Here is a 17,906-nt window from a genome sequence, read left to right on the forward strand (position 1 = left end):
CGGGTCCGCCTTGTCCAATCGGTTGTCCGAGTGGCGGGACGTGTGACAAGGAACATGCAGGCGGGGCGGGTGCTCGAAGAGCGCCCGCCCCGCCGTTCCACTGCTTTCCGCGGCTACTCGGTGACCTTGCCGATCACCACGCTGCCGGCGCCCGCGACCGTGCCGCGGTTGTTCAGCAGCTGCACCTCACCGAAGAACTGGCGTCCTTCCGGAGCCGCTCCACCGACCACGACCTCGGCGCTGACCTGCGCCGACGCGCCGTTGGCGAGCTGGACCGACGATCCGGCGTCGATCTTCACCGAGCCGAGCGACGGGGAGAAGAACACATCGCGGTAGTCGTACTCGGTGGTCCCGGCCGGGACCGAGTAACCGTCGACCACGATCGTGTAGGTACCGGCGGCCGGCTTCAGCAGGCTCACCGCCTCCTCGGAGTCGCCGTCCGCGGCCTGGCCGACCACGGCGCCGTCCTTGAGGACCAGCAGGTCCAGGTCCGCGCCGTTGTCGGCGGGAGAGCCGATCGCCACGTCGAGGCGCTCCACGCCCTCGCCGATGGTGACCGTGGACTCCTGGGACTCACCGTGCGCGATGGACGGACGGGCGACCTTCGCCGAGCCCAGGGAGCCGCCGGCCAGCTTGCCCTCGAGAGAGGCGAAGCGGTTGGTGACGTTCCACTCGACGGGGGCCGGCGTGCCGACCTTCGCCTCGGGGAGCGTCTTGACGGCCGGGTCGAAGTCGGCGCCGAGCACCGTCACGTCCAGCTCGAACGGGTTGTCCAGCAGCGGGGACGTGCGCCGCGACTCGACCTCGATCTCCCAGACGCCCGGCATCGGCTCCGGGTAGGAGCGCACGTCGGGACGGCAGGTGTTGGCCGGGTTCGCGTAGTTCGGGTAGCAGTTGACCGTCGAGGTCGGGTCGACCGGCAGCCCGTACGGGTGGAGGCCGATGAACCGGGTCTGGCTGCCCTCGGCGAGCCCGCCGATGGCGACCTCGAGGTTCTTGGCGCCGTCGGGGACGGTGATGAAGTACGACTTGTGGCTGTTGCGCTGCACCGTGTCCGACTTGGAGACGGTGTATCCGGGCTTCGCGAGGTCGTCGGAGGCGACCACGGTGGCCAGGATCTGCTTGTCCACGCCCACGGTCGAGCGGTCGTCGGCCTCGAGGACGGCGCTGTGCACGCCGGCCGTCTTCGGCCGCGCCTGGACGGTGACGGTGACCGGCTGGTTCAGCGGGAGCCTGACCTCGGACCCGCTGAGCAGACGGAAGGTGCCGTCGTTGTTCTTCCAGCGCAGGGTGTGCGCGACGGCCTTCTTCGGGCCGGTCGTGCGGGTGACGGTGATGTCGTAGGTCCGGCTCTTGCCGGCCTTCAGGCCACCCTCGCGGTCGTAGAGACCGGTGCCGAAGCCCGGGGTCTTCAGCGCGAAGTCGATCGCGGTGTCGACCGGGGCCTTGACCGAGTACTCGTGGGCGCCCACGCCGTCCTTGATCTGCTCCCAGGCGTCCACGACGTTGATCAGGCCCGCGCCCTGCTCGTGCGCCTGCTCACCGCTGATGCGGTGGGCGGTGCTGGTGAGGGCGGTGCGCAGCTTGGCCGGGGTGAGCTCGATGCCGCGCTGCTTGGCCGCGGAGAGCAGCAGTGCCGCCGCGCCCGCCGCCTGCGGAGAGGACATCGAGGTGCCCTGCATCATCGAGTAGCCGGGCGGCAGCTGGTAGCCGGCCTCGGCGACCGGGCCGCCGGGCGACCAGGTCTGGGTGGTGTTGACCGCCGCGCCGGGCGCGGTCAGCGTCGGCGTGAAGCCGCCGTCCTCACGCGGACCGCGCGAGGAGAAGGGCAGCATCGCGTACTTCTTCTCGACGCCGGATCCGTAGTTGGACGCCCAGGTCTCCTTGGAGATGGACGCGCCGACGGAGATCACCTTGTCGGCGACGGCGGGGTCGCCGAGCGTGTTGGTGCCCGGGCCCGAGTTGCCGGCGGAGATCACCAGCTGGACGCCGTAGGTGTCTATGAGCCGGTTGTAGAGCTCGGCGCGCGCGTTGTTGCCGTCGTTCAGCGGGGGCAGACCGCCGATGGACATGTTGACGATGTCCACGCCGCGGTTGATGACCAGGTCGGCCATGCCCTCGGTGAGCGCGATGTTGGTGCAGCCGCCGCTCCAGGTGCAGGCGCGCGAGGAGACGATCTTCGCGCCGGGCGCGGCACCGTTCATCCGGCCGCCGAAGAGGCTGTTGGCGGCGGTGATACCGGCGACGTGCGTGCCGTGCGACCCCTCGATGACACCGATGTTGACGTAGTCGGCCGTCGCGCCGGCGTCGTTGTAGACGACGTCGGTGCGGACCTCGATGACGAACGGGATCCGCTCGGCGATCTCGGTCTTCGGGTCGTCCTTGCCGAAGTAGCCGACCTGGAAGCCGTTCTTGTACGGCTTCATCAGGGTGTCGTTGGTGAAGTCGGCGTCGTTGTTCAGGTCGACGCGCGCGGTCCGGGTGCCCTCGTCGTAGAGGACCGCCCAGACGTCGGTGGTGTCGCCGTCCCGGTTGAGGTCGCCGGCCATGTCGCCGCCCTTGGTGGCGGCCTCCGCGAACAGGTTGAAGCGGTACGCGCCGGCGGGGGCGGAGTAGGTGCGCCCGTTGACCGCGAACGTGGGGCCGGTGACGGCCGTGTTCATCCTCAGCCAGGTGCGGTCGCCGTCGGCCACCGGGTCCGTCGCCGTGACCCAGTCGACGATCTTGCGCTCGCCGGTGGTGGTCTTCTGGAGCGCCGGGTGGCCGAGGTCGACACCGGAGTCGAGGATTCCGATGGTCACGCCGCGGCCGTCGGCCTTGGGGTGCGCCTTGACGAAGTCGACCGCACCCGTCTCGAAGGACGGGTTGTACGGGTTCTTCGCCGGGGTCGACGCGTCGGGCGCCGGGTACTGCTGGGCCTGCGCGTCGGCGGTGCCCGCGGCCTTCACGGTGTCCGCCGCCGGGGTCGGGTCGTCCAGCTCGATCTCGTGCTTGAGGTCGATGCCGTGCACGCTGGACAGCTTGGCCGCCGCCTTGAGGGCGGCCTCGGCCTTGTCCGTGGGCAGCGTGGCGCGTACGTAGCCGAGCTTGTCGAAGGTCCTGCCGACGACGGCGCCCTTGACGGCGTCCAGCTGGCCGGCGACCTGCTCGGTCGCGCCGGGGGCGGTGGCCACCATGACGGTGACGGTCTTCTCGCCCTTGGCCTCGGCCTCCGCGAGCAGCTCGGCGTCGGCCGAGCCGATCTTGTCGGAGGACGACTTGGCGGCCTTGACTTCCTTGGTGCCGGCCGGGTCGTCGGCGGGCGCTGTGGCGACGGCCGGAGCGACGCCGGCGGCGACGAGCGCGGCCACCATCGAGGCGGCGGCCGCGACGCGTGCCACGCGTCTGTGGCCTGGCGTCGAGCGTCCCGTTGTGGAGCTCTCGGGTTCGGGGGTCATCAGCATCCCTGTTTGTGAAAGAGAGGGTCCGGAATACGGTGCCGGATGACCGCTCAGCCTTGCGTAAATGACAGGGGTTTGTGGAGAGTTGATCGAGACGGGATGTGCGCATGGCGTAAACCCGCCACCACGGATCATCCGCCATCCGGAACGAACAGGTGCTTATCGACCTCGATGAGCCGACGCGCCGGTAATCTCACCGAATGAACAAGGAGTTGAGGGTCGCGGCCTACGCCGTCTGCATACAGGACGGACAGGTCCTGCTGGCCCGCTGGGTCGCGCGCGACGGCACGAAGAAGTGGACGCTGCCCGGCGGCGGCATGGACCACGGTGAGGACCCCCTCGACACCGTCGTCCGCGAGGTCGAGGAAGAGACCGGCTACATCGCCGAGATGACCGCGCTGCTCGGCCTCGACTCGGTACGCCGCCGCTACCCGCGCAAGCTGGGCGCCTTCGCGGACTTCCAGGGCCTGCGGATCGTGTACGAGGGCCGGATCACCGGCGGCGAGCTGCGCAACGAGACCGGCGGGTCCACGGACCTCGCCGCCTGGCACCCGCTGGAAGCGGTGCCGGCGCTCCACCGCGTGGAACTCGTCGACGTGGGCCTGGAGCTGTGGCACTCCAGGCCGGTGCTCGGCAGGGTCGCTCAGCGGGGCAGCACCACCACGTAGGCGGCGGGCTCGCGGTCCGCGGCGGCCATCAGCGCGGTGCGCACCACGGTCGCCTGCTGTTCGGGCGACTCACGGAGCTTGCGCGGCGTCAGGTGCACGACGGTGATGCCGAGCCGCTCCAGATGCTCCCGCTTGCGCGCGTACCGGGACCACTGGGCGTCCTCGTCGTGGCGCGGCGCGCGCGTGTCCAGCTCCACGGCCACCGCCTGCTCCGGCCAGTACGCGTCGACCCGGCCGAGTCGAGGGCCGCCGGGGAGACGGAGGTCCACGTTCCACAGGGGGTCGGGCAGACCGCCGTCGTGGACGAGTCCGTACAGCCTGCCCTCCGCCAGCGCACGGCCCTCCGCGAGCAGTTCGTCCACCGCGCTGACGACGTGCGGGCGGTCCAGCAGCCGCGCGTCGTTCAACTCCCGCACCAGCGCGGCCGGCTCGCAGTGCCCGCCCCGCACGGCCTCCGTCAGCAGCCGGCCGATCAGCGCCGCGTCGTCGAGCTCCGCCACCGCGTCGGCGAGGGCGCGGGACGCGGGGGCGACGGGCACGCCGCCGGCCTCTTCGGCCGGGGGCATCGAATGTCCCCGCACCAGCCGGGCGAATCCGGCCGACCGAAGCCGGCGCGTCCGCGGCACGAGCACGTCGATCAGCTCGATCGACGTCAGCGGCGGAGCCGCCGCGAATCCGTGCAGCGCGAGCGCGGCCAGCCCGGTGACCATCGCTTCGCCGTACGGCGCCGAGTCGTGCCGCTGGGCCGGCAGCACGGGCCGGCCGGCGTACAGCAGCGCGGCGTGCAGCCGCTCCTCGCCGGTGGCCGGTCCCGGCTGCAGCAGATACACCCCCGGCAGCAGCAACTGCCAGCCCCCGCCGGGCCGGCACCGCTCGGCGACCCGCGAGGGCGTGAAGCCGTGCGTACGCAACTGCGCCCCGGACACGACCCGCCGGCGCACGTCGCCGTCGGGCCGGCTGAGGGGAAGGGGGAGGGGGGAGAGGGGAGCGTTGGGCTGGTTCATGCCGATGAGATGCCCGCGTCGCCGGACCGGGCTAACCGCTGTTACAAGCTCGTCGACGATTCAGGACAACCGTGTCCTAAAGTACGCACGTTCGAGTGCCGATGTGAGGCCGGCGCTGTGCCCACCCCGGCCGCTGCCGTCGGCGCGCGACTCGGCCACGTACCGGGCTCCGCCGGCGTCGGGCTCGGGCACCGGCGCCGCGTGCCGGGCGCGGCCACAGACAGGGCCGCGCCTGTTCCGGGCACCGGCCACCGAGCGCCGCGTGTCGGGCACGGCCACGGACAGGGCCGCGCTGTGCCGGGCGCGGGCTACTGGGCGCCGCGTGCTGGCTCGGCCACGGACAGGGCCGCGCGGCCGCGTTCCTGGTCGGCGTCGCCGCGTGCCGGGCTTGGCCACCGCGTGCCGGGCGTGGGCACTGGGCCCCGCCTGTGTCCGGCTTGGCCACCGGGCCCCGCCGGTGCCGGGCACCGGCCACCGGGCGCCGCGTGACGGGCGTGGTCCGGACCCGGTGCGGCCTTCGGCCGTGCCCTCAAGTTCCCTCTACGGCCTGGCGGCCGTGGCACGTGCCGGGCGGGCCTGTCCCGCGCCGCGTGATCGGCCTTGCCCGCGCGGCCGAGGCCCGGCGGGGGGGCAAGGCCGGCCCCGCATCGGCGACCGAGGCGCGGGGGGCCGGGGGCAGCGCCCCCGGAACACCGTGCGGAGCGCCGGGCGGGTCCGGGGCCTGCCCGGGTTTCGGATCAGGCGGGGGGCGGGGCCCGCGGGCCCCGCCCCCAACGTCACGCCCCGTCGCACTCCTGCGCCCGCAACGCCCTCGCCAGGTCGTCGCGGGACTCCGCGACCAGCCGCCGCAGCGCCGGCGCCGCCGACCCGTGCGCGGCCAGCCACTCGTCCGTCGCGTCGAGCGTGGCCCGGGAGTCCTGGAAGGACGGGTACAGGCCCCGCACCACGTCCATCCCGATCTGGATCGACCGCTCGGACCACACCCGCTCGATCGCCTCGAAGTACTTCTCGGTGTACGGGGCGATCAGTTCACGCTGCGACGGCTGGGCGAAGCCCGAGATCGTCGCTTCGACGAGCGCGTTGGACAGCTTGTCCGACTCGACCACCGCCGCCCACGCCTGGTCCTTGACCGCGGCCGACGGCCGCGACGCCAGGCAGCGCACCTCGTGCCGCTTGCCCGAGGCCGTGTCGTCGCGGGCCAGTTCCGCCGCGATCGCCGACTCGTCGGCGACCCCGTGCGCCGCCAGCGGTTCCAGGAACGACCAGCGCAGTTCCTGGTCGACGTCCAGGCCGTCGATCTTCTCGGTGCCCGCCAGCAGCCCGGAGAGCAGCCGGAAGTCCGTCTCCGACTCGGCGACCGACGCGAAGAACCGCGCCCAGGTCAGCTGGTGCTGGCTGCCCGGCCCGGCGGCGCGCAGTTCCCGCAGCGCGCCTTCCGCGGCCAGCCGGCCGCCCTCGGCGCGCCAGCCGGGTGCCACGTAGTGCACGAGGGCGGACCGCGTCCACGCGTGCAGCATCTGGAGGACGCCGATGTCGGACTCGCGCCCGGCGAACGCCAGCACCAGGCGGACGAACTCCCGCGCCGGCATCAGCGCGTCGCGGGTCAGGTTCCACAGCGCCGACCAGCACAGCGCCCGCGCCAGCGGATCCCTGATGTCGCCGAGCGAGGAGCGCAGCGTCTCGAGGGACCGCTCGTCGAAGCGGATCTTGCAGTAGGTCAGGTCCTCGTCGTTGACCAGGACGAGTCCGGGCCGCTCCTCGCCCGCGAGTTCGGGCACGACCGTGCGCGCACCGGTGACGTCCACCCCGGCCTGCGCGTACCGCACGAGCTCCGAGTTCTCGATCCGGTAGAGGCCGACGGCCACCCGGTGCGGCCGGAGCGTGTCACCGTCCTGGGAGACCGCCAGCTCGGTGATGCGCCCGTCCGCGTCGTACGCCACCTCGGGCGTCAGCGCGTTGACGCCCGACGTTTCGAGCCAGGACCGGGACCAGTCCTTCATGTCGCGCCCGGACGTCTCCTCCAGCACGGACAGCAGGTCGCCGAGCCGGGTGTTCCCGTACGCGTGGCGCTTGAAGTAGCGCCGGGCGCCCTCCATGAACGCGTCCCGGCCCACGTACGCGACGAGCTGCTTGAGCACGGACGCGCCCTTGGCGTACGTGATGCCGTCGAAGTTGAGCTTGGCGTCCTCGAGGTCGCGGATGTCGGCCGTGACCGGGTGCGTCGACGGCAGCTGGTCGGCGCGGTACGCCCAGGCCTTGCGGTTGTTGGCGAAGGTGACCCACCCGTCGGTGAAGCGCGTCGCCTCGACCATCGAGAAGGAGCCCATGAAGTCCGCGAAGGACTCCTTGAGCCACAGGTCGTCCCACCACTGCATGGTGACGAGGTCGCCGAACCACATGTGCGCCATCTCGTGCAGGATGACGTTGGCCCGGCGCTCGTACGACGCCTGTGTCACCTTGCCGCGGAAGACGAACTCCTCGCGGAAGGTCACGCAGCCCGGGTTCTCCATGGCCCCGATGTTGTACTCGGGCACGAACGCCTGGTCGTACTTCCCGAAGGGGTACGGGTAGTCGAAGTGCTCGTGGAAGAAGTCCAGGCCCTGCTTGGTGACGAGGAAGATGTCGTCCGCGTCGAAGTGCTTGGCGAGCCCCTTGCGGCACATCGCGCCGAGCGGGATCCGCAGGACCGTGCCGTCGGCCAGTTCACGCTCGTACAGATCGGTCTCGTAGTGGTACGGCCCGGCGACGACCGCCGTGATGTACGTCGAGATCGGCGCCGTCTCGGCGAACCGCCAGGTCCCGTCCTCCGCGCGGGCGCCCTCGCGGTTGCTCCACACCGTCCAGCCCTCCGGGGCGGTCACCTCGAACCGGAACGGCGCCTTGAGGTCGGGCTGTTCGAAGTCGGCGAAGACGCGGCGGGCGTCGGCCGGCTCGTACTGCGTGTAGAGGTAGACCTCGCCGTCCTCGGGGTCGACGAAGCGGTGCAGTCCCTCGCCGGTGCGGCTGTACGCGCACCGGGCGTCGACGACGAGCACGTTCTCCGCGGCCAGGCCGTCCAGCGTGATCCGGGAGCCGTCGAAGACGACGGCGGGGTCCAGCTGACGCCCGTTGAGGGTGACGGCCGTCACGGACGGGGCGAGCAGGTCGACGAAGGTCGAAGCACCCGGCTCGTTCGCACGGAACCGGATCGTGGTCAACGACCTGAAGGTGCGCGGCCCTGAGGCGTCCTCGGGCTCCCCGACCGCGGACCGCACGTCGAGGGCCACCTCGTACCCGTCGACGGACAGCAGTCCGGCCCGGGAGCGGGCCTCGTCGCGGGACAGATTCTCACCGGGCACAAGCACTCCTTCGTGTCTCGTTCGAACACGAGCGATCCTCCCATGGGAATCGCCGGAGCCATCGGCGGCGTTGCCCGGGCAGGCGCGCAGGGCGCCGATACCTTCCGAGGAGTGATATGTCGCACAACGGCAAGACGCCCGTGGACTTCTGGTTCGACCCGCTGTGCCCCTGGGCCTGGATGACCTCCCGCTGGATGCTCGAGGTGGAGAAGCTCCGCGACGTAGAGGTGCGATGGCATGTGATGAGCCTCGCCGTGCTCAACGAGGACAAGCTCGACGAGCTTCCCGAGGAGTACCGGGACATGCTGGAGAACAAGGCGTGGGGCCCCGTGCGCGTCGTCGTCGCCGCCCAGCAGGAGCACGGCGACGAGGTGGTCGGCAAGCTCTACACCGCGCTCGGCACCCGCTTCCACAACGAGGGCATGGGGCCTGTCCGGGAGGCCGTCGTCGCGGCGCTCAAGGACGTCGGTCTGCCCACCTCCCTCGCCGACTTCGCGGACAAGGGCACGTACGACGCCCAGCTGCGCGCCTCCCACAAGGAGGGCATCGAGAAGGTCGGCCAGGAAGTCGGCACGCCGGTCATCGCGGTGCCGGGCTCCGACGGCGGGCAGATCGCCTTCTTCGGTCCGGTCGTCACCCCCGCCCCCAAGGGCGAGGAGGCGGCCCGCCTGTGGGACGGCACGCTGATGGTCGCGTCGATCCCCGGGTTCTACGAGATCAAGCGCACCCGGACCCAGGGCCCCGTCTTCGACTGAACCGCCCGCCGGACGGCGACGCCCGCGTCCCGGCAAGCCGCGTCCCGCACAGCGCGGTGCCCCCGCGAGTACATGACTCGCGGGGGCACTGTGCTGTGCGGGCGTTCCGTGCGCGGCCGCGCTCAGTCCGTCGCGCCGGCCTCGGCGGCCGAGCGGGATTCACGCGTCTTCTGCAGCACGAATCCGACGACGGCGAGGACCAGCGTCAGGACACCGGTGCCGAGCAGCTGCATCCGGGTCTCCTCTTCGCGCAGCATCAGCGCGAAGACGGTCGCCATGCCGGCCAGGGCGAGCAGCGTGAGGCCGGGGAACAGCCACATCTTCACGACCAGCTTCTCGGGGCTCTCCCGCTCCGTGCGGCGGCGCAGCACCAACTGCGAGACGGCGATGAAGAACCAGACGACCAGGATGATCGCGCCGATCGTGTTGAGCAGCCACATGAAGATGTCCTCCGGCCGCCAGTACGACAGCAGCACGCACAGGAAGCCGAAGACGGAGGAGACCAGCACGGCGGTCCGCGGCACGCCGCCGGAGATCCGGCCCAGCGCGGTCGGACCCTGGCGGCGGGCGACCAGCGAGCACGCCATCCGGGAGGCGCCGTAGATGTTGGCGTTCATCGCGGAGAGCAGCGCGATCAGCACGACCACGTTCATGATCTGGCCCGCGCCGTCGATGCCCAGGTGGTCCAGGGTCGCGACGTACGGCCCCTTCTCCGCGACGGCCTTCTCGTGCCACGGCACCAGCGTGACGATGACCGCCATCGAACCGATGTAGAAGACGGCGATACGCCACATCGCGGTGCGCACGGCCTTGGCGACGCCCTGCACCGGGTGCTCGGACTCGGCGGCGGCGATGGTGACCGTCTCCAGACCGCCGTAGGCGAAGACGGAGGCGAGGAGGCCGACGATCAGGCCCTCGGTGCCGTTCGGCATGAAGCCGCCGTCACCGGTGAGGTTGGTGGTGCCCGGAGCTTCGCTGCCCGGAAGGACGCCGGCGATCGCGAGGACGCCGATGCCCAGGAAGAGCACGATCGCGCCGACCTTCAGCGCGGCGAACCAGAACTCGAACTCGCCGAAGTTCTTCACCGCCGCCAGGTTCGTGCCGCAGAACACCAGCATGAACAGCGCCACCCAGGCCCACTCGGGCGTCCCGGGGAACCAGCCCGTCATGATGCCCGCGGCGCCGATGGCCTCCAGACCGACGGCCACGCACAGCAGGAACCAGAACGCCCAGCCGGCGGTGAAGCCCGCCCACGGCCCGATGGCCCGCTCCGCGTGCACCGAGAAGGAGCCGGAGGCCGGGTTGGCCGCCGACATCTCACCCAGCATCCGCATCACCAGCATGACCAGCAGTCCGGAGAGGGCGTACGCGACGACGATCGACGGTCCGGCCGCGGCGATGCCGGCGCCCGATCCCACGAAGAGCCCGGCGCCGATGACACCGCCGAGGGCGATCATCGACAAGTGGCGTTGTTTGAGGCCGTGCGTGAGCGTGGCGTCGGCCGGCTGGTCGACGGGCGCGGGCGCGGTGGTCCGAGACATGGGCGTGCCCTGTTCATGAGCTGAGACGGGGGAGCGGCCCAGTGTGGGCACGGTCGCCGCTCACAGGGAACAGATGTCCGCTATACGGTCACGATCTTCACGGAACGTCAACAACCGCACACGCGAACCGCGCAACTCAGCGGCGCCGTTCGCGTAGCTCCCGGACGGCCGAAACCAGCAGTACACCGGCGGTCGCGCCGCTCGACCACAGCACCTGCGGCCGGGCGGTGTCATCGGTGAGCATCAGCCCCAGCACGGCCGCCATCGCGGCGAGCGCCACCCAGGTGAGCCACGGGAAGCCCCACATGCGCAGGGTCAGACTCTCCGGCGCCTCACGCTCGAGGCGCCGGCGCAGCCGCAGTTGCGACACCGCGATCAGCGCCCAGACGAACAGCAGTACCGCGCCGACCGAGTTGAGCATGTAGAGGAAGACCGAATCCGGCCACTTCAGATTGAGCAGCACGGACACGAAGCCGAACGCGACGGAGGCGAGCACCGCCTTGCGCGGCACGCCGCCCCGGGTGAGCTTCAGCAGCCCCTTCGGCGCCTCGCCACGCTCCGCGAGCGAGAACACCATCCGGGAGGCGCCGTACAGGTTGGCGTTGAGCGCGGACAGCAGCGCCACGAAGACGACGATCTCCATGATCCGGCCGGCGCTCGGCACACCGATCGAGTCGAGAACGGAGACATAGGGGCTCAGACCCGCCTTCTGCGCGGTCCAGGGCATGACGGTCACGATGACGACCATCGAGCCCACATAGAAGAAGAGGATGCGGACCACCGCGCTGCGCACGGCGCGGCCCACCGCGCGGGCCGGATCCGCGGTCTCCGCGGCGGCGATGGTGACGACCTCGAGGCCGCCGAAGGCGAAGACGACGGCGAGTACGCCGGAGATCACGCCGGACCAGCCGCTGGGCAGGAAGCCGCCCTCGCCGGTGAGCCGGGTGAGGCCGACCGGGTCCGTGTCCGGCAGCAGTCCGAAGATCGCCAGGGTGCCGAGTGCCAGGAAGAGCACGATCGCGCCGACCTTGAGCGCGGCGAACCAGAACTCGAACTCGCCGAAGTTCTTCACCGCCGTCAGGTTGGCGACGGTGAAGACCACCATGAACACCAGCACCCAGCCCCATGGGGGGACGGCGGGTGCCCAGCCGTGGGCGATCGCCGCGGCGGCCGTCGCCTCCGCGGCGAGCACCACCACCAGCAGGAACCAGTACAGCCAGCCGACGCTGAACCCGGCCCAGCGCCCGAGCGCGCGTTCCGCGTGCACCGAGAACGAACCGGAAGCGGGCATCGCGGAGGACATCTCACCGAGCATCCGCATCACCAGCATCGCGAGGGCGCCCGCGATCAGATAGGAGAGCACGATGCCGGGGCCGGCCAGGGCGATGCCGGCGCCCGATCCCACGAAGAGCCCGGCGCCGATCACCCCGCCGAGGCCGAGCATCGTCAGATGGCGCTGCTTGAGCCCGTGGCTCAGGGGTTCGGCCTCTGCGGCCAGGGGCGTGGGCGGCGCGTCGTGCATCTGCTGGAGAACTCTCGGATCACTCGGTACGAGTTATGGGGTCCCTACAGTCTTCCTGAGTTGACAGCCCCTGTGCAAAACGGACGCCTAGGCCCCGGACCTCAGTGACGAGCATCACGTCATCACCGGCATGATCGAGACTCTTTGTGTGAACCCCACCAAGCTGTCAACCGCCGCTTTGTGGGCGGCTGCTGGTGATCGAGCGATTCTCCGTGGGCTACGGTCACCCTGTCCCGAACTGCCCTCACCCTCGCGGAGTCCCGATGAGCACTGCTGCCGCCCCCGTCCGATCGGGGCTCGTCCTCGCCGACCTGCTGCCCGCGTCCCGCGTCCGGGACATCACCCTCGTCGTCGGCGGCGCCGCGCTCACCGGCATCGCGGCGCAGATCTCGGTCCCGGTCCCCGGCTCCCCGGTCCCCGTGTCCGGCCAGACCTTCGCGGCCCTCCTCGTGGGCACCGCGCTCGGCGCCCGCCGCGGCTTCCTCTCCCTCGCCCTGTACGCGGTGGCCGGCATGGCGGGCATGCCGTGGTTCGCCCAGGCGACCTCCGGCTACGGGATGCCGTCCTTCGGCTACATCCTCGGCATGCTGCTCGCCGCGACCGTCGTCGGCCACTTCGCCCGTCGCGGCGCCGACCGGTCCGTGCTGCGCATGGCGGGCACGATGGCGGCCGGCTCGGCGATCATCTACGCGGTCGGTGTCCCCTACCTGGCGCTGGCCACCGGCATGTCCTTCGGTGAGGCGGTCGCGGCCGGCCTGGTGCCGTTCCTGATCGGCGACGCGCTGAAGGCTGCCCTGGCGATGGGCGCACTGCCCACCGCCTGGAAGCTCATCGGCCGCCGCGGCTGACGCACGGCCCCCGGCCCGTAGAAGAGGCCCGCCCGGTTCTCAGCACCCTGGGACCGGCGGGCCTCTTGCGTTTCCCGTACCGGAGACGGGAAAAGGACGAGGCTCTCCGTCCGTCCCTCGCGGGACCGACGGAGAGCCTCCCTTCTGACGCCACTCGACCTGCGGCGTCGGGTGTCCCTCAGGCTCCGGAGACCGGCTCGACCTCTTCGTCACGGGTGGCCGTGACGGACGCGGCGGCGGGCCGCGGGGAGAGCTTCTCGCGGGTCACGGCGATCGCGACCACCACCGCGGCGACGGCGATCGAGAGCAGCGCGACCTGACGGTTGGCGTCGTCGACGACCATGTAGACGAGCACGAAGGTGATCATCGCGGCGGTCGCCCAGGTGAGGTACGGGAAGAGCCACATCTTCACCGTCAGCTTCTCCGGCGCCTCCCGCAGCAGGATGCCGCGCATCCGCAGCTGGGTGAAGCAGATCACCAGCCAGACGAACAGCGCCACGGCGCCGGACGAGTTGAGCAGGAACAGGAAGACCGTGTCCTTGAAGGCGTAGTTGAAGTAGACGGCGGCGAAGCCGAAGACCACGGAGGCCAGGATGGCCGCCGTCGGCACACCCTTGGCGTTGACCTTGGCGAACGCCTTGGGCGCGTCACCGCGCTCACCGAGGGAGAAGGCCATGCGCGAGGCGGTGTAGAGGCCCGAGTTGAGGCAGGAGAGGACCGCCGTCAGGATGATCACATTCATGATCTGCCCGGCGTTGGCGATGCCGATGGAGTCCAGGGCGGCGACGTACGACCCCTTCTCCTCGATCGACTTGTCGTTCCACGGGAGCAGCGTCAGCACGACGAAGATCGAGCCGAGGTAGAAGAAGCCCACACGCCAGATCACCGAGTTGGTGGCCTTGGTGACCGCGCGCCGCGGGTTCTCCGACTCGCCGGCCGCCAGAGTCACGATCTCGCTGCCCATGAAGGAGAAGACGACCAGCAGCACACCGGCGAGGATCGCGCCGGCGCCGTTCGGCATGAAGCCGCCCGCGTCGGTCAGATGGGCGAGGCCCGCCCCGGGGTTGTCGGAGCCCGGCAGCACACCGAAGACGGCCAGCAGACCGACGATGACGAACGCGCCGATGGCGACGACCTTGATGCCGGCGAACCAGAACTCGAACTCGCCGTAGGAGGAGACGGAGACCAGGTTGGTGGCCGTCAGCACGACCATGACGATCAGCGCCCAGCCCCACTGCGGCACCGCCGGCATCCAGCCTTCCAGGATCTCGGCGCCGGCCGTGGCCTCCACGGCCAGCACGACGACCCAGAAGAACCAGTAGAGCCAGCCGATGGAGAAGCCCGCCCAGCGCCCGAGCGCGCGGTCGGCGTAGGCGGAGAAGGACCCGGAGTTCGGGCTCGCAGCGGCCATCTCGCCCAGCATCCGCATCACGAAGACCACCAGCATGCCCACGAGCGCGTAGGACAGCAGGATCGCCGGGCCGGCCGCGGCTATGCCGGAGCTTGATCCGACGAACAGGCCGGCGCCGATCACACCGCCGATGGCGATCATGGAAAGGTGGCGGTTCTTGAGACCGGCCTTGAGACCGTCGGGGGAAGGCGACTGTCCCGGGGTGCCGGGCATCTCGCCTTCCTTTATGAGGGTCGACTGCGACGTCATGGACGAATCCTTATGTCTTGGTGCCGCTCGGATTACGAACCTCGGAATTAGAACCCAGTACGTGCCAGTACGGAAGGGTCGACTCCGTTTCGTTGCACTCGTCACTCCGGCGCGCCCCGAGCCCGGCCCCGCGCCGGACCGCGCCTTCCCCCCATGCCACACTCGAACCATGCGCGTGTACCTCGGCTCGGACCATGCCGGCTTCGAACTCAAGAACCACCTCGTCGAGTGGCTCAAGGCCCATGGCCACGAGCCCGTGGACTGCGGTCCCCACATCTACGACGCCCAGGACGACTACCCGCCGTTCTGCCTGCGTGCCGCCGAGCGGACGGTCGCGGACGAGGGCAGCCTCGGCATCGTGATCGGCGGCTCGGGCAACGGCGAGCAGATCGCCGCCAACAAGGTCGAGGGCGTGCGTGCCGCGCTCGCCTGGAGCGAGCAGACCGCCGCGCTCGGCCGTGAGCACAACAACGCCAACGTCGTGGCCATCGGCGGGCGGATGCACACCCTCGAGGAGTCGACGAAGTTCGTCGATATCTTCCTCAGCACCCCGTACTCGGGTGAGGAGCGTCACACCCGCCGCATCGAGATGCTCTCCGCGTACGAGACCACCGGCGAGCTCCCCCCGATCCCGGCCCACCACCCGCAGCAGGGCTGAGCCCCGCGCCACATCCGCTTCCGTGTGCCGCCGGGTCCGTCCCGGCGGCACCGTCATGCCGTCCAGGAGGACCGACCCCATGCCCGAGGGGCACACGATCCACCGCCTCGCGGAGGACCACGTCCACCGATTCGCGGGGTGGAACGTCCGGGTCAGCAGCCCCCAGGGCAAGTTCTCCGACAGCGCCGCGCTCCTCGACGGCCGGGTGCTCGACGGCGCCGACGCGCACGGCAAGCACCTGTTCCTCGGCTTCGAGGACATCGGCTGGATCCACATCCACCTCGGCCTGTTCGGCAAGCTCGGCTTCGGCACGGCCCCGGCGCCGCCGCCGACCGACACGGTCCGCCTGCGCGTCCTGAACGAGAACCACTACGCCGACCTGCGCGGCCCGACCACCTGCGCGCTGATCACCGAACCCGAGAAGCGGGCGATACACGACCGGCTCGGCCCCGACCCGCTCAGGCCGTCCGACGACCCGGACCGGGCCTGGACGCGGATCTCCCGCTCCCGCACGACGATCGCCGCGCTGCTGATGGACCAGAAGATCATCGCGGGCGTCGGCAACGTCTACCGCGCGGAGGTCCTCTTCCGCCACGGCATCGACCCCTACCGGGCCGGCAAGGACCTCACGCGCCGCCAATGGGACGCCATCTGGGAGGACCTGGCCGCGCTGATGCGCGAGGGCGTCCGCAACAACCGCATCGACACCGTCCGCCCGGAACACACTCCGGAGGCGATGGGCCGCGCACCGCGTGTGGACGACCACGGCGGCGAGGTCTACGTGTACCGCCGGGCGAACATGCCGTGCCACCTCTGCGCCACGCAGATCCGCACGGCGCCCCTCGCGACCCGCAACCTCTTCTGGTGCCCCACCTGCCAGGCACCCACGGCCTGAACCGGCCTGTTCCCCTCCCCGCCCCTTCCCGAAACCGGGCTCCGCCCGGACCCGGTACCGCGCTGCGCGCGGTGCCCTCAAGCGCCGGGCGGGCTGGATTTCGCTGCGCGAAATCAGCCTCGCCGACAGCGGAGGCCACTCCAGCCCCGCCGGCGATTGAGGCGCGGGGGTCGGGGGGCGGAGCCCCCGAAACACCGCGCGGAGCGCGGTGGCGGGTCCGGGCGGAGACCGGTTTCGGGAAAGGGCGGGGAGGGGAACGAGCCCGCCGCAGGCGCCCACGCCCCCGCAGCGGTCACCCCCGCTAGAACCCGTGCGGCAGCCACGGCGCGACGTCGGAGCCGAACCCCACCGACGCCTCCGCCAGCGCACCTTCCCGCAGCTCCCGCACCCGCCCCGCCCCCGCCAGCGCCGACAGCGACACGCCCCCGAGATACGCCGCCCCCAACTCCCGTACGGACAGCGCCAGGTCCGCCTCGTCCCGGGTCCGCTCGCACGACGCGCCCTTCGCGTCGCCCGTCAGCCGCCAACGGCCCGCGTTCCAGGGGCAGAACGCGTCGTCGACGTCGAGCACCACGTCGACCGGCGCGGTGTAGCGCCGGGCCTCCAGCGCGCCCGCCACGTCGACCAGCCGGACGTGCAGCGAGTCCCGTACCCGAACGCCGCAGCGGCGGATGTCCGTGACCAGCTGGAGCAGCGGGTCGTCCACGGGACGGTTGCGGGACCGTACCGTCGTCGTCAGGTCGATGCCGCACAGGAAGCGCCACAGCGCCGCGTACGCGACCGGGTCCAGTGCGTCGATGTGCCGTACGGAGATGGACCCCTCCGGGCCCGCCGCCGACCAGTTCGGCTTGTTGTGGAAGCGGGCGTACCCCACGACCTGACCGTCCCGCTCCGCGAGTACGCACTGCATGGGGGACGCGCCCTCCCGCTCGCTCGGCGGGTCCAGCAGCGGCAGCCGCTCCCAGCCCGGCCGGCGCGCGAGCATGCCGGGCCGTGTGCCGATCGTGCGCAGGTACACCTCCTCGCACGCCCGAGCGCCGTCGGCGACGGGTACGAAGCGGAGCCGGACGTCGTCGGCGCCGGGCGGCGCCGCGATCCGCGTCCGCGAGGAGTCGATCTCGACGGACATCTGGTGGGTGGCGACCCCGTAGCCGAACCGGCCGTAGATCTCCGGTTCGGAGGCCGTGAGCACGGCGAGCGGTTCGCCCCAGGAGCGGACGTCGTCGAGCTGGCGCCGCATCATCGAGGTGAGGATGCCGCGCCGCCGGTGGGTGGCCGCCACGCTGACCATGGTCACGCCGGCGGCGGGCACGAACGTGCCGCCCGGCGCGGACACGGAGAAGGTGAACGCCCCCGCGGTGCCGACGCAGTCGTCGCCGTCCCAGACGCCGATGGAGCGTTCGGTCTCCGCCAGGTCCGTCCAGAGTTCGCGCTCCGGCCGGGTCTCGGGGACGCCGCCGAAGGCGAGTTCCAGACTCCGGTACCACCGGTCCCACTCGGACTGTCGCAGCACCCGCAGATCTGTCGTCATATGCCATCCCTACCAGCCGCGCGCGGCCCGTCGCGACCCGATTTCG

At 71.2% G+C, this 17,906-nt stretch carries 12 protein-coding genes; 5 read left to right on the forward strand and 7 right to left on the reverse strand.

The window, feature by feature from the left end:
- Nucleotides 1-113 precede the first annotated feature (113 nt).
- Nucleotides 114-3,443, reverse strand: coding sequence for a S8 family serine peptidase (locus tag AB0K36_RS05755; RefSeq protein WP_364588774.1), 3,330 nt, complete (start codon nt 3,441-3,443; stop codon nt 114-116).
- Nucleotides 3,444-3,640: 197 nt separating this feature from the next.
- On the opposite strand from AB0K36_RS05755, the gene AB0K36_RS05760 reads away from it, so the two are divergent.
- Entirely contained in the window at nt 3,641-4,108 is a 468-nt protein-coding gene (locus AB0K36_RS05760; RefSeq protein ID WP_364588777.1) for an NUDIX hydrolase, read from the forward strand.
- On the opposite strand, the gene AB0K36_RS05765 is transcribed toward AB0K36_RS05760, so the two are convergent.
- On the reverse strand, nt 4,084-5,112 hold the full coding sequence (locus AB0K36_RS05765) for a putative endonuclease domain-containing protein (RefSeq protein ID WP_364588779.1): 1,029 nt from the start codon (nt 5,110-5,112) through the stop codon (nt 4,084-4,086). The two genes, AB0K36_RS05760 and AB0K36_RS05765, sit on opposite strands and share 25 nt — an antisense overlap.
- A 776-nt stretch (nt 5,113-5,888) precedes the next feature.
- The gene (pepN, locus tag AB0K36_RS05770) at nt 5,889-8,450 is read right to left on the reverse strand and encodes an aminopeptidase N (protein WP_364588782.1); all 2,562 of its coding nucleotides are present in this window, start codon (nt 8,448-8,450) and stop codon (nt 5,889-5,891) included.
- A 116-nt stretch (nt 8,451-8,566) separates the two neighbouring features.
- Between pepN and AB0K36_RS05775 the strand changes: the two genes are divergently transcribed.
- A complete protein-coding gene (locus AB0K36_RS05775; RefSeq protein WP_364588785.1) occupies nt 8,567-9,205 on the forward strand; it encodes a mycothiol-dependent nitroreductase Rv2466c family protein in 639 nt (212 codons plus the stop codon).
- A 122-nt stretch (nt 9,206-9,327) separates the two neighbouring features.
- On the opposite strand, the gene AB0K36_RS05780 is transcribed toward AB0K36_RS05775, so the two are convergent.
- A complete protein-coding gene (locus AB0K36_RS05780; protein ID WP_364588788.1) occupies nt 9,328-10,746 on the reverse strand; it encodes an amino acid permease in 1,419 nt (472 codons plus the stop codon).
- Between the two features lie 136 nt (nt 10,747-10,882).
- Nucleotides 10,883-12,268, reverse strand: coding sequence for an amino acid permease (locus tag AB0K36_RS05785; RefSeq protein WP_364588790.1), 1,386 nt, complete (start codon nt 12,266-12,268; stop codon nt 10,883-10,885).
- A gap of 263 nt (nt 12,269-12,531) precedes the next feature.
- Between AB0K36_RS05785 and AB0K36_RS05790 the strand changes: the two genes are divergently transcribed.
- Nucleotides 12,532-13,116 (forward strand): biotin transporter BioY, encoded by a 585-nt coding sequence (locus tag AB0K36_RS05790; RefSeq protein WP_364588793.1) that lies wholly within the window; start codon nt 12,532-12,534, stop codon nt 13,114-13,116.
- Nucleotides 13,117-13,294: 178 nt separating this feature from the next.
- On the opposite strand, the gene AB0K36_RS05795 is transcribed toward AB0K36_RS05790, so the two are convergent.
- Nucleotides 13,295-14,776 (reverse strand): amino acid permease, encoded by a 1,482-nt coding sequence (locus tag AB0K36_RS05795; RefSeq protein ID WP_364588796.1) that lies wholly within the window; start codon nt 14,774-14,776, stop codon nt 13,295-13,297.
- A gap of 169 nt (nt 14,777-14,945) precedes the next feature.
- Here AB0K36_RS05795 and AB0K36_RS05800 point away from each other — a divergent pair, with 169 nt between their 5' ends.
- Both AB0K36_RS05800 and AB0K36_RS05805 read left to right on the forward strand, forming a co-directional pair.
- The gene (locus tag AB0K36_RS05800) at nt 14,946-15,434 is read left to right on the forward strand and encodes a ribose-5-phosphate isomerase (RefSeq protein WP_364588799.1); all 489 of its coding nucleotides are present in this window, start codon (nt 14,946-14,948) and stop codon (nt 15,432-15,434) included.
- Nucleotides 15,435-15,513: 79 nt separating this feature from the next.
- A complete protein-coding gene (locus tag AB0K36_RS05805) occupies nt 15,514-16,329 on the forward strand; it encodes an Fpg/Nei family DNA glycosylase (protein ID WP_364588801.1) in 816 nt (271 codons plus the stop codon).
- 301 nt (nt 16,330-16,630) lie between these two features.
- On the opposite strand, the gene AB0K36_RS05810 is transcribed toward AB0K36_RS05805, so the two are convergent.
- Nucleotides 16,631-17,860 (reverse strand): GNAT family N-acetyltransferase, encoded by a 1,230-nt coding sequence (locus AB0K36_RS05810; RefSeq protein ID WP_364588804.1) that lies wholly within the window; start codon nt 17,858-17,860, stop codon nt 16,631-16,633.
- Between the last annotated feature and the right edge of the window lie 46 nt (nt 17,861-17,906).

This window comes from Streptomyces kurssanovii, from assembly GCF_040677245.1.
In the GTDB taxonomy this organism is placed as follows: domain Bacteria; phylum Actinomycetota; class Actinomycetes; order Streptomycetales; family Streptomycetaceae; genus Streptomyces; species Streptomyces kurssanovii.

Bases quoted from the DNA above. Each gene is read 5' to 3' on its own strand.
- AB0K36_RS05780 (WP_364588788.1), bottom strand. From the start codon at position 10,746: ATGTCTCGGACCACCGCGCCCGCGCCCGTCGACCAGCCGGCCGACGCC.
- AB0K36_RS05795 (WP_364588796.1), bottom strand. From the start codon at position 14,776: ATGACGTCGCAGTCGACCCTCATAAAGGAAGGCGAGATGCCCGGCACC.
- AB0K36_RS05790 (WP_364588793.1), top strand. From the start codon at position 12,532: ATGAGCACTGCTGCCGCCCCCGTCCGATCGGGGCTCGTCCTCGCCGAC.
- AB0K36_RS05760 (WP_364588777.1), top strand. From the start codon at position 3,641: ATGAACAAGGAGTTGAGGGTCGCGGCCTACGCCGTCTGCATACAGGAC.
- AB0K36_RS05805 (WP_364588801.1), top strand. From the start codon at position 15,514: ATGCCCGAGGGGCACACGATCCACCGCCTCGCGGAGGACCACGTCCAC.
- AB0K36_RS05765 (WP_364588779.1), bottom strand. From the start codon at position 5,112: ATGAACCAGCCCAACGCTCCCCTCTCCCCCCTCCCCCTTCCCCTCAGC.
- AB0K36_RS05785 (WP_364588790.1), bottom strand. From the start codon at position 12,268: ATGCACGACGCGCCGCCCACGCCCCTGGCCGCAGAGGCCGAACCCCTG.
- AB0K36_RS05800 (WP_364588799.1), top strand. From the start codon at position 14,946: ATGCGCGTGTACCTCGGCTCGGACCATGCCGGCTTCGAACTCAAGAAC.
- AB0K36_RS05755 (WP_364588774.1), bottom strand. From the start codon at position 3,443: ATGCTGATGACCCCCGAACCCGAGAGCTCCACAACGGGACGCTCGACG.
- AB0K36_RS05810 (WP_364588804.1), bottom strand. From the start codon at position 17,860: ATGACGACAGATCTGCGGGTGCTGCGACAGTCCGAGTGGGACCGGTGG.
- AB0K36_RS05775 (WP_364588785.1), top strand. From the start codon at position 8,567: ATGTCGCACAACGGCAAGACGCCCGTGGACTTCTGGTTCGACCCGCTG.